The organism is Streptomyces sp. NPDC051913, assembly GCF_044593635.1.
Taxonomy (GTDB): Bacteria; Actinomycetota; Actinomycetes; order Streptomycetales; family Streptomycetaceae; genus Streptomyces.
In genome coordinates, this window is the sequence record NZ_JBIUCI010000025.1 from 71091 (window position 1) to 85710 (window position 14620).

Consider the following 14620-nt stretch of genomic DNA (forward strand, 5'->3'; position numbering starts at 1 on the left):
TCAGTCCCTCCTCGTGACGTCGGCCGCACTGAGCGAGCGCAGGTAGAAGTCCCAGGTCCACTGCGCGTAGGTCCGCGCCGCGTTGCGGCTGCTGACGAACTCGGCCACCTCGGCGCGGTCCTCTGGGCTCAGCAGGATCGGCTCGGCGCCCGCGACGCTGTGCAGACCGAGGGTGAGATCGGCCAGGGTTTCGAGCTTGATCGCCCGGACGGTGGCCTGTTGGACGTCCTCGCCGACGGCGACGACACCGTGCCCGCGCAGCAGACAGGCGTCCGCCTCGCCCATCGCGGCGGCCAGGGCGCCGCCCAGTTCGCGGTCGCTGATCAGCACCGCCCGCGGGTACACCGGCACACCGCGTACGGCGAGTTCCATCGCCCCCGGGTCGTAGGCCCCGATCACCGGCTGCAGCGGCAGGTCCAGGACGCCGCACAGCAGTGAGGCGCGCGGGTGGCCGTGCACCACGGCACCGATGTCCGGGCGGGCCCGGTACAGCTCGGTGTGGATGGCCCATTCACCGGGCAGGGCGTAGCCGCCGTCCAGGTCGGCGTTGGTCGTCTCGAGATCGACGAGCTTGATGTCGTCGACGACGGTGAACTCGACCCCGGGGTCCTGCGGGGGGCGGCAGCGGACGAGGAAGCGGTCGGTGCCCGGCACCCGGGCACTGACGTGACCGGTGATCTCACGGACGCAGCCCGTCGACGCCAGGATCCGGCAGGACTGGGCGACCAGTGTGCGCAGCTCGTCCACGTCTGTGGTGGTGCTCAAGGGGTGGTTCCTTTCCGGGGGGCGGGGCAGGCGAAGGAGGAGCTCCGTCCGGTCATGCGGACGCCTCCTTCGCGAGGTGGGCCGCCGCGGCGGCCATGCGGGCAGGTTCGGTGAAGACCCGGATGCCGTGCCGGGCGAGCAGCCGCATGCCGTCTTCGGCGAGAGTCCGGGAGACGAGCCAGGAGACGAGCAGCGGCGGTCTGCCAGGGCCGCCCGCGTCGGCGATCTCCTGGGCCACGCGGACCGCGTCCTCACCGACGATGCTGGTGAGGACCACGCAGACGACGTCCACGCCGGGGTCCTCGGCGACCGCGTCGAGCACCTTGCGCAGAGTGCCCGGTGTGAAGGCGCCTTCGGCGGTCACGTCGAGCGGGTTGTCCACGGTCGCGAACGAGGGGAGCACGGCCGCGAGAGTGGTCCGCGTCGTCTCGCCGAACGCCGCGACGTCCAGGTCCCGCACGCTGATCTCGTCGGCGGTGGCGCTGCCCGCTCCGCCGGACGTGGTCACCACGGCGACTTGCCTGCCCGTGGGGCGCGGCATGTGGCCGAGGGTCCAGGCGACTTCCAGCAGCGCCGTCATCTCGGGCACCTCCACGGCGCCCGTCCGCTCCAGCACGGCGCGGTAGGCGGACTCGCTGCCGGCCAGCGCGCCGGAGTGGGACGCGACGGCGCGCTGCCCCGCGGCGGTCACCCCGGTCTTGTACACGACCACCGGCACCTGGGCGTCCCGGGCCGTCTCCAGGGCGCGCCGGAAGTGGGGACCGTCGGTCACCCCTTCCAGAAACAGCGCGATACAGGTGGTGGTGGGCAGACCGGCGTAGTACGACACGTAGTCGGCGACGTCGAGTTGTGACTGGTTGCCTACGGTCACCCAGTCGCCGATGCCGTAGCCGTGGGCCAGTTCGTGGGAGACGAGGCTGCCGGCGACGGCGCCGCTCTGGGCGATGACACAGGTTCCCGAGGGATGGAGCTGGAAGGAGTCGACGGCCTGGCTGAACGTGGCGGCCATGCGGTGATGGGCGCTGACCACCCCGATCGTGTTGGGCCCGCACAGCAGGGTGCCGGAATCGGCGACGGCGTCGCGCAGCGCCCGGTCCAGCACGCTGCCCTCGGGGCCGCTCTCGCCGAAGCCGGAGGCGTAGACGATGACGGCGGGTACTCCCAGCCGTGCGCACTCACGCACCGCCTCGACACTGGCGGCGGCCGGGAGCGCGACACAGGCGAGGTCGGGTACGGCGGGCAGGGCGCCCAGCGAGGTGACGGCGGGCAGCCCGCCCACCTCGCCGCCTGCCGGATTGACGGGGTGTATGGCGCCGGCGAATCCGTGCTGCCGCAGGGAACGCAGCACGCGTCCACCGGGTTTGCCCGTGTCCCGTGAGGCGCCGACGACGGCCACACTGCCGGGCCGGGCCAGCGGGCGCAGATCCAGCGGGGGCCGGGGATGCCGGGCGGACCCGGTGGGCGCAGCGGCGGCCAGGACGGCACTGGCGTCGAGGGCGAGGCAGGTGCCGTCCGCCAGGATCCGCACCGGGTTGAGATCGACGTCGGCGATCTCGGGCAGGGACAGCGCCAGGTCGCCGACGGCTGCGACGAGCCGGCAGAACTGCGTGGTGTCCACGGCCGGCCGGCCCCGGTAGCCCGCGAGCAGCGGGGCGCTGTCCAGCGTCCCCAGCAGGCGGGCGGCGTCGTTGGCCGTGAGCGGTGGCACCGCGTGGGCCACGTCGCGGAACAGCTCCACCGTCACGCCGCCCATGCCGAGCAGGACGACCGGGCCGAACGTCTCGTCGTGGACCCAGCCCAGGAACATGTCGGTGCCGTCGCCCGCCATGGGCTGCACGACGATGTCCGCCCGGGCCAGCCCCAGTTCCCGGGTCCGTTCCGTCAGGCGCCCGTAGGCGTCCCGGACTTGCGCGGCGGTACCGAGCCCCAGTTCCACCAGTCCGGCGTCGCTCTTGTGGATCACTTCGTCCGACAGCGCCTTGAGGACGACCGGGCCGTCGAGGCCGGCGGCGACGGCCGCGGCTTCCTCGGCCGATCCGGCGACGTGTGAGGGTACGAAGGGCAGGCCGAGCGGCGCGAGCAGGGCCCGGCTGGTCGCCTCGCCCAGCGCCTCGCCCGGCCGGTACGCGGTCAGGGCACGCCGTACCTCGGAGATGGCCTCGGTGCCGGTGGCCGTGACGGGGCACGCGGCGTTGACCACCGCGTTGCCCGGGCCGGCCTGGGAGGTGTCGGTCATGGCCGGCTCTCCCGCCCTCCAGCGGCGAGGGTGTTGCGGGCGATCAGCAGGCGGTGGATGTCGTTGACGCCCTCGACGATCTGGAACACCTTCGCGTCGCGGTACGCACGGGCCACGCCGTACTCCTCCGAGACGCCGTACGCCCCGTGGATCTGCACGGCCTCGGTGGCGGCCGTCTGTGCGGTGTCGCTGGCGTACAGCTTGGCCATGCTCGCCTCGATGCGGGCTCGCTCGCCCCGCTGCATGGCCATCGCGCACTGCTCGGTCAGCAGCCGCGCCGCCTGGACGGACACCGCCATGTCGGCGATCTTGCGTTGGACCATCTGGAAGTCGCCGATCGGCTGGCCGAAGACGACGCGCTCCCCGGCGTAGCGCACGGAGGCATCCAGGCACGACTGGGCCAGCCCCACCGCGCGGGCGGCGACCGACAGCCGGCCCCGTTCCACGGCGTTCATGGCGACGGAGTAGCCCTGCCCCTCCTCGCCCAGCAGGGCGTCCGCCTCCAGCTCGACATCGTCGAAGGTGAGGTCGCCGGAGCACAGGGGGCGGAAGCCGAGCTTGTTGTGGACCGGGTTCTTCAGGACGCCCGGGGCGTCCGCCGGGACGATGAAGGCCGACAGGCCGGCCCGGCCCAGTGCAGGGTCCTTCGTCGCGAAGGTGACGAAGAAGGACGCCCGGTCGAGGTTGGTGATCCAGGCTTTCGCGCCGCGCAGCACGAAGCCCGTGCCGGTGCGTTCGTAGCGGGTCCGGGTGCCGGCGACGTCGCTGCCGGAGCGTGGTTCGGTGACACCGGCGCCGCCGAAGATCCTGCCTTCGGCGAGGGGGATCAGCCAGCGCTTCTTCTGCTCGTCGGTTCCGAAGGCCAGCAGTCCGCTGCCGACCAGGGCCGAGGGCATGCTCATCAGCACGCCCAGGCAGTGGTCGACCCGGGATATCTCCTCGATCATCCGGGCGAAGGTGAGGTGGTCCAGGCCCAGTCCGCCCCACTCCAGTGGCACCACCCCGCCGAAGAAGCCCAGTTGGGCCATCTCGGCCAGCAGGTCGTCCGGGATCCTCTCCGCGGCGTCGTACTCCTGGATGCGCGGGGCGACGCGTTCCTGGGCGAAGGTGCGGACCAGGCGGAGGAACTCCTCCCGTTCCGCCGGGGCGGGGGCCGCGTCGAGCAGGTCGCCGGTCATCGCGCGGTCTCCGCGGCCTCGAGGTTCTTGCGCAGACGGGGGAAGAGGTCGAGCGCGGTGTCGCCCAGCATCAGGTCGAGGTCCGCGGGCTGGTTGGCGGCGTTGGCGCGCAGGACGGCCGCGATGTCGTCGGCCCAGCCCTCTGCGGGGGTCTTCTTGTGGGAGCCGTCGCCGGGGCGTTCGGTGCCCAGCACCACGCGGTCGCTGCCCACGGCCTTGACGAGCAGGTCCAGGGCTTCCTCGGTGTACAGGCAGGTGTCGTAGTACAGCTTGCGGATGGCCTCGTCGAAGGTGCCGCCGCGGCCGGTGCCCTCCCAGTAGGTGCCGCGGAAGCGGCCGACCTGGTAGGGGATGGAGCCGCCGCCGTGCGGGACGATGACCTTGAGGTCGGGGAAGGTCTCGAAGACGTCCGACTGCACCAGCGACATCACCGCGATGGATTCCTCGTTGATGAAGTGCAGGCTCTGGTTCTCGCGGATCGACACACAGCCGGCGGAGTGCACCAGCAGGGGCATCTCGTAGGCCACGAGCTTCTCGTAGAGCGGGTACCAGTACTCGTCGCCCAGGCCGGGCACGTCCATGGGGGCCCGGCCCTCGCTGGGGTCGGGGTTGAGCAGGACGCCGACGAAACCGAGTTCGTTGGCGCAGCGGTCCAGTTCGTCGAAGACGACGTCGATGGGCTCGTTCCACACCACCGGCAGGTTGGCCATGCCCTGCAGCCGGTTCGGGTAGAACTGCACCTGGGTGGCGATGGCGTCGTTGACGGTCTCGGCCCACCAGTGGACGATGCGGGCCGGCTTCTCGGAGTGCATGAGGCTGTAGGGCCTGGCCGAGACGAGCTGGACGTCGGTGCCGACCCGGTCGAGCCAGGCGATGTGCTCCTCGGCGAAGTGCTTGAGCTCCTCGGGGGGGATGACGCCGGTGCGGCCGTGGCTCATGCCCTCGCGTTCCTCGGAGAAGCCCTTCAGCCGGCGGCCGTAGTGGCCGCGGGTGCCAATGAGGAACTCGCGGTAGCTGTAGAGCTCGGACGGGGCCACGATGTGGCCGTGTACGTCGACGATCTTGCGCGGCATGACAGGTGCTCCTTGCGGGCGGTGTAGGGGGTCGGTCAGGTGTGAGGTGGGCCGGCGAGGTCCGGCGGGACGGTGTGTCCCGTGTGCGGCAGGACATCGGAGCTGAACCACGCCATCGCCTCGGTCAGGGCGGCCTGGCTCGGGCTGGGCAGGTCCACGATGAAGTCGGTGGCGCCGGCGCGGCGCCAGCGTTCCGTCAGGTCGAGGCAGGCCTGTACGGCCCGCGCCCCGGGGGTGTCGCGCGGTGGAGCGGGTTCGCCACGCGGAGCGCGGCCGCCGAGCGGGGCGATGGGCACGACGACCCGGAAGCCCGGCGGCAGGCCGTCGCGCTCATCGGCCGCCCGTTGCAGGAGTTCGCCGACCTGGTCCGGGCCGAGCGACCAGGGCGTCCAGGCGTCGCCCAGGTCCAGGGCCCGCCGCAGGCCGACGAAGCGGTCACCGCCCACCCATACGGGCGGGCGGGGCTGCTGGACCGGCCGGGGCCGGCAGACGAGCCCGTCCATCTCGACGAAGCGGCTCTGCTGGCTCGCGGGTTGTCCGCTCCACAGCTTGAGCACCGCTTGGAGGTATTCGTCGGCGACCGCTCCCCGCTCGGCGAACGGGACTCGCGCGGCCTGCGCCTCGTAGGGGCGCCGGCCGACACCGAGGCCGACGACGATCCGGCCGCCGGAGAGTACATCGAGGGTGGCGAAGGCCTTCGCGGTGATCAGCGGGCTGCGCAGGGGGAGTTGGTAGACATGGGTGGCGAACCGGATCCGCCGGGTGCGCGCGGCCAGGAAGCCGATGGTGGCGACCGGGTCGAAGAAGCGGGCGCTGCCGTAGTAGGCGCTCTCGTCCTCGGACAGGGCCGCGTGGTCGCCGACGGTGACGAAGTCGAAACCGAGTTCCTCGGCTGCGAGGACCACGCCGGTCAGTTCGTCGGGGCCCGCGGTGTCTTCCCAGGCCTGGATGTTGATGGGCTGAACGATGGGGGTGAACAGGCCGAAGGAGACACCGGCGGCCGGGTTGGGTGTGTCTGACTGCGGCATGGTGCGTTCTCATTCCAGGAACGAGGGCTTGGCGGACCGCGTGGTGTGGGGGCGCGGTCACGGCTGCTTCAGTTGACGAGGACCCTGATGGCGTGGCCGGTGGCGCACAGGTGCCGGACGGCTTCCTGGTGGGTCCGCTCGCCGAGCGCGGCGGTCCAGCCGCAGCCCGGTGCCCGGCAGGTGGCGTGGGGCAGCCACTCCCCGCAGGCGCGGCAGATGCCGCCGACGTCCTCGTGCCGGCCGCTGCCGCAGGAGAGAGCGCCGTCCGGGAGGGAGCTCAGGTCGAGGTGCCGTTCCACGACCGGCTCAACCGGCCTTGTGCAGCGTGGACTCGATGCGGTCGGACAGGGTGGTCAGACGTCGGCTGTAGAGCGCCTGGGTCCTGAGGAAGGAGGCCATCGGGTTGCCTCCGCCACCGCCGATACCGAGTTCCTTCTGTTCCTGGGGAAGCTCGATGACGTCCTTGGCTTCCTCGGCGGGCACGACGTTCATCAGCGGTCCGCCGGACTCCACGGCTTCCAGCTGACTGCGCAGCAGGTTGCGGTAGAGCGCGATGCCCTGGTCGGAGGAGCTGAGGTGTTCGTCGTCGCGTGTGGTCAGGGGGCCCTGTGTCACCCACACCATGGCGTCCTGGGAGTCGATGGTGTCCATCAGGAAGGAGCCGTCCGGTGCCTGAAGGGTGACTTCGTAGGTGTCCGGAAGCTGCTGGACGTCCTCGACGAGATTGGCGTACTGATCGGGCACGTCGTACCAGCAGTACCAGAAGTGCAGTGTGTGGGTGTCGTCCATGGGCACCCGGATCTGGAAGGAACTCAGGCCGTAGCCGCCGACCTTGAGGACGTGGGGGAAGACCACGGGGTGGCCGATCCGCCAGTCCTCGTCGTCCTCGGTCTGTCCCTCGCGCAGGCGCCGTTTGATGATGCCGTAGTCGACGAGATCGAAACCGATCTTGATGTGGTGCCCGGCCAGGACGGTGGGTTCCTTGCCCTCACGCTCCAGGTGGTAGTTGAAGAGGCGGCCGTGCAGCCATTCGACGTGGGTGGGGTCGAAGGAGTTCTCCATGATCTGGAGCCAGTTGCACGGGATGACCGCGTATCCGATGTCCCGGAAGCGGGTCGGACCTTCCTCCTTGGTGAACAGGTCCAGGCGGGGGAGGGCGGGTGCCGGCCCCTGGCCCAGGTAGGCGAAGACCAGTCCGCCCAGGGCCTGGACGGGGTAACTGGTGATCTTCGCGCGGGACTTGAGCTGGGGGGAGTCGGGTGTCTGATTGGGCTGTTCCAGGCATTCGCCCCGGGGCGAGAACAGCCAGCCGTGGTAAGGGCAGCGCAGTCCGCCGCCGTCGGGGAAGCCGTAGCCGAGGGAGGCGCCGCGGTGCGGGCACCTCTCGCTCACCAGACCCAGCTCCCCGGCGTCCGACCGGTACAGCACGAGGTCCTCGCCGAGAATCCGCACCCGCTTGACGGGGTTGTCGGACAGTTCTGATGCGGTCGCGACGGGAAGCCAGTGGCGGCGATAGAGCTCGCCCGCGGGGGTTCCGGCGCCGACGCGGCTGAATCGTTCGTTTACGTCAGAGCGCAACATTGCGTCCTCGTATCTCTTGACGCCCCTGCGCCTTCATGGCCTGGGGCAGCGGCTCACTCACTACGTGGATCGCTACTAGGTTAATCATAGGAGCAATAGAGGGGGTGTCAACCCGCATGCTCGGAGGGGTGTGCCGATCGCCTCGGGTCCGGGCCCGGCTGCGGCACGTCCGATGCCGTGGAACTCCTCGAATCCGGCGAGGTGTTGCAGATGTTCGCGGAGAAGGCGGGGAAGGGGCTGGTCATGTGGAGGCCGAAGGCGTCCGATGGGGTGGGTCGGGGGGCCGTCACTCGGCACCGGACCAGCCGGGACCGCCTTGGAACCCGGCACGTCTACGACCGTAGACTCCAATTTTCGGTTTGGCTACACTGCGGGCCATGGAAAGTGAACATCCCCGGCCGTCCTCCGGTCCGCCCGCGGCCAAGCGGCCGCGCAACGCGGCAGCGACCCGTGCGGCGATCCTCAGATCGGCCGTGGAGGGCTTCACGCGCATCGGCTACGACGGAGCGGGTGTGCGGGAGATCGCCAAGGACGCCGGCGTGACCGCGATGCTGGTCAACCGCTACTTCGGCTCCAAGGAACAGCTCTTCGCCGAGGCGGTGGACGCCGCCTTCACCCCGCGCACCGTCGTCACCGAGGACCCCGAGACCCTCAGCCACGACATCGCCGCGTCGCTCGTGGAGCGCACCGCCCCGGAAGCCGATCACCTCAGCCCTTTCCTGCTGATGCTGCGCTCGGCACCCAACCCGCGCACCGCCGAGATCGCCCGGGCCGGTATCGAGCGCCATGTGGAGCGGGAACTGGCGGACATGCTCACGGGCGAGCATCCGGGGGAGAGGGCCGCCCTGGCACTCTCGGTGATCGCCGGCGTGTGGCTGATGCGCAAGGTCCTGGGCAACACCGCACTGGTCGAGGCCGACGCCGAGGAGCTCACCCACCGGGTGGAGGCGGTGCTGCGGGTGCTGCTCGACCCCGAGCCGAGCTGAGGCCCGCGCAGCCCCTCGCTTCACCAGTACCGCCGGTCAGCCGGCGTAGACGTAGAAGCCCCGCCCGCTCTTACGACCCAGTCGCCCGGCCGCGACCATGCGCCGCAGCAGCGCGGGCGGTGCGTGCAGCGGTTCCTTGAACTCGGCGTACATCGACTCCGCCACCGACTGCGCGGTGTCGAGGCCGATGAGATCGAGCAGCCGCAACGGGCCCATCGGGTGGGCGCAGCCCAGCTCCATACCGCGGTCGATGTCGTCGGCGCCGGCCTGGCCCGACTCCAGCATGCGCACCGCCGACAGGAGATAGGGCACCAGGAGCGCGTTGACCACGAACCCGGACCGGTCCGTGGCGGTCACCGTCTGCTTGCCCAGCTGTTCGGTGGCGAAGGCCTGGGCCCGGGCGAAGGTCTCCTGGCCGGTGACGAGGGACGGAATGACCTCGACCAGACGCTGCACCGGTACCGGATTGAAGAAGTGCAGACCGACGACCCGCTCCGGGCACGGCGAGGCCACGGCCAGGTCGATGACGGGAAGCGACGACGTGTTCGTGGCGATGACCGCGTTCTCGTCCTGCACGACCTTGCCGAGCGTCGCCAGGACCTCGGCCTTGAGCTCACGTTGCTCGGCGACCGCCTCGATGACGAACTGACGGTCCCGCAGGTCGGCGAGATCAGGGGTGAAGGAGATACGCCCGAGCGCGGCCGACAGCTGCTCCTCGGACAGCTTGCCGCGCTGCACGCCGCGCCGGAGCGAGCCGGTGACGCGGCGGCGGCCGTCCTCCACGGCCTGCGGCGTCGCCTCGGCGACGAGGACGTCGAGTCCGCGCAGAGCGGCGACTTCCGCGATGCCGGACCCCATCAGGCCGCAGCCGACAACGCCGAGGCGGGACACGCTTTCCATGGCAATCCTTGGGTCGAGGGGATGTTCAGACATTGCGGCGGTAGGCACCGCCCACTTCGAAGAAGGCCTCGGTGATCTGCTGCAGCGAGCACACCCGGGCGGCCTCCATCAGAACGGCGAAGACGTTGTGGCCGTTGGTGGCGGCGGACTTCAGCCGGGCCAGCGCGTCACGGGCGGCGTCCTGGTGCCGCTCGCGGAACTCCTGGCCCCGGCGCAGTTGCGACCGCTTCTCCTCCTCGGTGGCCCGGGCGAGCTCCACGACGGCCGGTACGGCGGTGTCCTGCGGTTTGCGGAAGGTGTTGACCCCGATGACGGGCAGTGTGCCGTCGTGCTTGCGCTGCTCGTACAGCATCGACTCGTCCTGGATGCGCCCACGCTGGTAGCCGGTCTCCATGGCACCGAGGACGCCTCCGCGCTCGCTGATCCGGTCGAACTCGGCGAGCACGGCCTCCTCCACCAGGTCCGTGAGGTGGTCGATCACGAACGACCCCTGGAGCGGGTTCTCGTTCATGGCCAGGCCCCACTCGCGGTTGATGATCAGCTGGATGGCCAGCGCGCGGCGCACGGAGTCCTCGCTGGGGGTCGTGACCGCCTCGTCGTAGGCGTTGGTGTGCAGGCTGTTGCAGTTGTCGTAGAGCGCGATCAGCGCCTGAAGCGTGGTGCGGATGTCGTTGAAGTCCATCTCCTGCGCGTGCAGTGACCGGCCCGACGTCTGCACGTGGTACTTCAGCTTCTGACTGCGCTCGTCGGCGCCGTAGCGGTCGCGCATCGCCACCGCCCAGATCCGGCGGGCCACCCGGCCCAGTACCGCGTACTCGGGGTCCATCCCGTTGGAGAAGAAGAACGACAGGTTGGGGGCGAAATCGTCGATGTCCATCCCGCGGGCGAGGTACGCCTCCACGTAGGTGAACCCGTTGGCGAGGGTGAAGGCGAGCTGGGTGAGGGGATTCGCACCGGCCTCGGCGATGTGGTAGCCGGAGATCGACACCGAGTAGAAGTTGCGCACCCCGTGCTCGATGAACCACTCCTGGATGTCCGCCATCATCCGCAGTGAGAACTCCGTGGAGAACAGGCAGGTGTTCTGACCCTGGTCCTCCTTGAGGATGTCGGCCTGCACGGTGCCGCGAACCGACGCGAGGGTGCGGGCCCGGACCGCCGCGGCCTCGTCGGCTGACGGCTCCCTGCCGTGTCGGGAGCGGAAGAGGTCCAGCTGCTGGTCCAGCGCCGTGTTGAGGTAGAAGGCCAGGATCGTCGGGGCCGGTCCGTTGATGGTCATCGACACGGACGTGGTCGGAGCGACCAGGTCGAAACCCTCGTACAGCTCCTTCATGTCCGCCGGCGTGGCCACCGAGACCCCTGAGGTGCCGATCTTGCCGTAGATGTCCGGCCGGAGGTCGGGGTCGCGTCCGTACAGCGTGACCGAGTCGAACGCGGTCGACAGGCGGGTCGCCTCGGTGCCCCGCGCCAGATAGTGGAACCTGCGGTTCGTACGCCGGGGGTCGCCCTCTCCGGCGAACATACGGGCCGGGTCCTCGCCTTCGCGCTTGAAGGGAAAGACTCCGGCGGTGAAGGGGAAGCGGCCGGGAAGGTTCTCCGAGCGCAAGAAGCGCAGCAGGTCGCCATGGTCGCTGTACCGCGGCAGCGCGACCTTGGGCACCTGGTTGCCGGCGAGCGAGAGGCGGGTGAGCGCCGTCCGCAGTTCTCCGCCGCGCACGGACACCACGAGTTCGTCGGCGCTGTATGCCGCCACCGTCGCGGGCCAGTCCTCCAGGAGACGTACCGAGTCGGGCTCGACCGCCTGCCGGGCAGTTGTCAGCAGCGCGTCGACGTCCGCCGTACCCGCCCCGGCCGCCGCCAGGTCCTCGCGTACGCCGGCGGCGCGCTGCACCGCCGCGACGGCCGCTGCCTGCGCCTCGGTCCGGCGGTGGTAATCGCGTACGGCTTCGGCGATCTCGGCGAGATAGCGCACCCGTGCCGACGGCACGATCTGTGCCGCACCGCTGGAGTGGCGTACCGAGACCTCGGCCAGCGCGCCGGGCCCCAGCGGGAGCCCCCGCTTGGCCAAGTCGTCCCGCAGATACTGGTAGAGGGCGGTGACCCCGTCGTCGTTGAAGGTCGCCGCGCTGGTGCCGAAGACGGGCATCTCCTCGGGGCCGGAGGCGAACGCCTCGCGGTTGCGCACCAGTTGCCGGGCCACGTCCCGCAACGCGTCCTGCGCGCCGCGCCGTTCGAACTTGTTGACGGCTACCACGTCGGCGAAGTCGAGCATGTCGATCTTCTCCAGCTGGGAGGCCGCCCCGAACTCCGGTGTCATCACGTACAGCGAGACGTCCGCGTACGGCACGATCGCGGCGTCGCCCTGGCCGATGCCGGGCGTCTCCACGATGACCAGGTCGTACCCGGCCGCCTTGCAGGCGGTGATGGCCGCGTCCAGGCCGCCGGGGAGTTCACCGGCGCCGCGGGTGGCCAGTGAGCGGAAGAAGATCCGGTCGCCGTCCAGGGAGTTCATCCGGATCCGGTCACCCAGCAGCGCTCCACCTCCGCGTCGGCGAGTGGGGTCGACGGCCAGCACCGCCACCCGCAGTGTGTCGCGCTGGTCGGTGCGCAGCCTGCGCACCAGTTCGTCGGTGAGTGAGGATTTGCCCGATCCGCCGGTCCCGGTGATGCCCAACACGGGGACGTCCCTGGTGACGGCGGCCGTCAGGGTACTCAGCGTCTGCGTCGGAACCGATCCGCTCTCCAGGCCGCTGATCAGACGGGCCAGTGCGGTGCGGCTCCCGGCCAGCACGTCGGCCGCCGCCGCGGGGGAGGACCGCCACAGGTCCGTGTCGCACTCGGCGATCAGGGTGTTGACCATCCCGGCGAGTCCCAGCCGCTGGCCGTCCTCGGGCGTGAAGATGCGCACGCCGGACGCCGCGAGGCGCTCGGTCTCCGCCGGCACGATGACGCCGCCGCCCCCGCCGTACACCTTCACGTGGCCGGCGCCCCGCTCGCGCAGCAGGGCCACCAGGTACTCGAAGTACTCGACGTGGCCGCCTTGGTAGGAACTGACCGCGATGCCCTGGGCGTCCTCCTCGATCGCCGCGTCGACGACCTCGCGCACCGAGCGGTTGTGCCCGAGGTGGATCACCTCGGCTCCCTGTGCCTGCAGGATGCGGCGCATGATGTTGATCGACGCGTCGTGCCCGTCGAAGAGGCTGGACGCGGTGACGAAGCGGACCGGATACCGAGCGCGGTGCAGCGGTGCGGTCGAGGTGTCCGTGGACACGGTGGCCTCCCAGGCATCACCCGCCGAGGGGCGGGCGGTGATTCTCGGATCCACGCCGGGCGCGGCGGCCTCAGGCACCGGCCCGCCCGGGGTGGATCCACGACAACTCGGTCGACGTCCCGCACCGGGTGGTGCGGGCCCCGACCCTGATCAGCACTCCTGAACCGGCCTCCCGGTGACCGGGTCGGCCGGGGCGCCGCCGACGGCTTGGGCTCAGCCCTTCCACCGGCGGAAGAGGGCGGCAAGCGCCTGCCCACCTCCGATGCACATGGTCACGACGCCGAATTCGAGATCACGCCGTACCAGGTCCTTCACGACCCGCAGCGTCAGGATGGCTCCGGTGGCGCCCACCGGATGCCCCAGGGCGATGGCTCCGCCGTAGGGGTTGGTGCGCTCCGGGTCGAGGGCCGCGTCGCGGATCACCGCGACGGCCTGCGAGGCGAACGCCTCGTTCAGCTCGACGATGCCGATGTCGCGCGGAGTCAGGCCGGTCTGCCGGAACAGCTTGCGCAGTGCCAGGACCGGGGCGTACCCCATCAGCTCAGTCTCCATCGCCGCGGTCGCCACCGCCTCCAGGGTCGCCAGCCCTGGCAGATCCTTGTCCCGTACCACCGACGCACGCGCGAGTACGACGGCCGCCGCGCCGTCGTTGATGCCGGAGGAGTTGCCGGCTGTCACCGTTCCCTCGGCCTCGAAGGCCGGACGCAGACCAGCCAGCGCCTCAAGTGTGGTCCGGGGCCGTGGGTGCTCGTCCGCGGACACCACCGTGGGACCACGGCGGCCGGCCACCTCGACGGGCACGATCTCTTCCCGGAACGCGGAGAGGGAGGCCTCCGTCGCGGCCCGCCGCTGGCTCTCCAGCGCGAACGCGTCCTGCTCGGCGCGGCTGACGCCGTACTTGCGGGCCACGGTTTCGGCGGTACGGCCCATGTGCACTCCCTGGAACGGGTCGGTGAGGATGCCCACCGTTCCGTCCACCAGCGTGCGATCGCCCAACCGGTAGCCGGCCCGGGCGCCGAAATCGAGGAAGGGCATCCGGGACATGCTCTCGTCGCCACCGGCCACGGCGACGTCCGCGCTTCCTCCCCGTAGTTGCAGGGCCGCCGCCCAGACTGCTTGCAGTCCGCTGCCGCACAGCCGGTTGACCGTGTAGGCAGGGGTGCTCACGGGCAGTCCGGCACCGAGCGCCACCCGGCGGGCGTTGTAGGCGTCCGGGCCCACCTGACCGATGCAGCCCATGACGACCTCGTCGACGTCTGCCCCCTGTACACCGGCCCGTCGCAGAGCTTCGCTCACCGCCGACGCACCGAGTTCATGCGCCGGGACATCCTTCAAGGAGCCACCGAAATTGCCTACCGGCGTTCGGGCTCCGTCGAGGACGACGATCGGTTCGACAGTCACTTTCAAGCCCTCCCGGAACGCGGCTGCGGTGTATTGCTCCTATGATTACCCTGAATAAATCCCGCTGTCCAGGTCCGAGCTCCTCGTGTTCATACATGTGAAGGTAAACTGTTCAGGCTACCTGTACTATTGCGCTATGAAGATACATAAAACGACGGCCCGCCATGCGGCCGCGGAGACAGGAGGGCGGCCACCCGAGGGCCA

11 protein-coding genes are annotated in these 14620 nt (G+C 70.5%); 1 reads left to right on the forward strand and 10 read right to left on the reverse strand.

Features of this window, described 5'->3' with window-relative positions:
* From ACIHIX_RS43370 to ACIHIX_RS43400, 7 genes are all read right to left on the reverse strand, one after another.
* Positions 1 to 765, reverse strand: a complete 765-nt coding sequence (locus ACIHIX_RS43370; protein ID WP_399966115.1) for a class II aldolase/adducin family protein — start codon at positions 763 to 765, stop codon at positions 1 to 3.
* 52 nt (positions 766 to 817) lie between these two features.
* Positions 818 to 3001, reverse strand: coding sequence for an acetate--CoA ligase family protein (locus ACIHIX_RS43375; protein ID WP_399966116.1), 2184 nt, complete (start codon positions 2999 to 3001; stop codon positions 818 to 820).
* Positions 2998 to 4179 carry an acyl-CoA dehydrogenase family protein gene (locus ACIHIX_RS43380; RefSeq protein WP_399966117.1) on the reverse strand — a complete coding sequence of 394 codons (1182 nt, stop codon included), beginning with the start codon at positions 4177 to 4179 and terminating at the stop codon, positions 2998 to 3000. Before ACIHIX_RS43380 ends, ACIHIX_RS43375 begins: the two co-directional genes overlap by 4 nt.
* Positions 4176 to 5252: an amidohydrolase family protein gene (locus tag ACIHIX_RS43385; RefSeq protein WP_399966118.1), complete on the reverse strand. Its 1077-nt coding sequence runs from the start codon at positions 5250 to 5252 to the stop codon at positions 4176 to 4178. Before ACIHIX_RS43385 ends, ACIHIX_RS43380 begins: the two co-directional genes overlap by 4 nt.
* Before the next feature lie 35 nt (positions 5253 to 5287).
* Positions 5288 to 6280, reverse strand: coding sequence for a TIGR03619 family F420-dependent LLM class oxidoreductase (locus ACIHIX_RS43390; protein ID WP_399966120.1), 993 nt, complete (start codon positions 6278 to 6280; stop codon positions 5288 to 5290).
* A 68-nt stretch (positions 6281 to 6348) separates the two neighbouring features.
* Positions 6349 to 6579: a hypothetical protein gene (locus ACIHIX_RS43395; RefSeq protein WP_399966121.1), complete on the reverse strand. Its 231-nt coding sequence runs from the start codon at positions 6577 to 6579 to the stop codon at positions 6349 to 6351.
* 7 nt (positions 6580 to 6586) lie between these two features.
* Positions 6587 to 7858: a Rieske 2Fe-2S domain-containing protein gene (locus ACIHIX_RS43400; RefSeq protein WP_399966122.1), complete on the reverse strand. Its 1272-nt coding sequence runs from the start codon at positions 7856 to 7858 to the stop codon at positions 6587 to 6589.
* 380 nt (positions 7859 to 8238) lie between these two features.
* On the opposite strand from ACIHIX_RS43400, the gene ACIHIX_RS43405 reads away from it, so the two are divergent.
* Positions 8239 to 8847, forward strand: coding sequence for a TetR family transcriptional regulator (locus ACIHIX_RS43405; protein ID WP_399966123.1), 609 nt, complete (start codon positions 8239 to 8241; stop codon positions 8845 to 8847).
* Between the two features lie 36 nt (positions 8848 to 8883).
* On the opposite strand, the gene ACIHIX_RS43410 is transcribed toward ACIHIX_RS43405, so the two are convergent.
* The 3 genes from ACIHIX_RS43410 to ACIHIX_RS43420 all read right to left on the reverse strand — a co-directional run bounded on the left by ACIHIX_RS43410 (position 8884) and on the right by ACIHIX_RS43420 (position 14416).
* On the reverse strand, positions 8884 to 9747 hold the full coding sequence (locus tag ACIHIX_RS43410; RefSeq protein WP_399966124.1) for a 3-hydroxybutyryl-CoA dehydrogenase: 864 nt from the start codon (positions 9745 to 9747) through the stop codon (positions 8884 to 8886).
* Positions 9748 to 9772: 25 nt separating this feature from the next.
* Positions 9773 to 13015, reverse strand: coding sequence for a fused isobutyryl-CoA mutase/GTPase IcmF (icmF, locus tag ACIHIX_RS43415; RefSeq protein ID WP_399966125.1), 3243 nt, complete (start codon positions 13013 to 13015; stop codon positions 9773 to 9775).
* Between the two features lie 213 nt (positions 13016 to 13228).
* The gene (locus ACIHIX_RS43420) at positions 13229 to 14416 is read right to left on the reverse strand and encodes a thiolase family protein (protein ID WP_399966127.1); all 1188 of its coding nucleotides are present in this window, start codon (positions 14414 to 14416) and stop codon (positions 13229 to 13231) included.
* Positions 14417 to 14620: the final 204 nt, after the last annotated feature.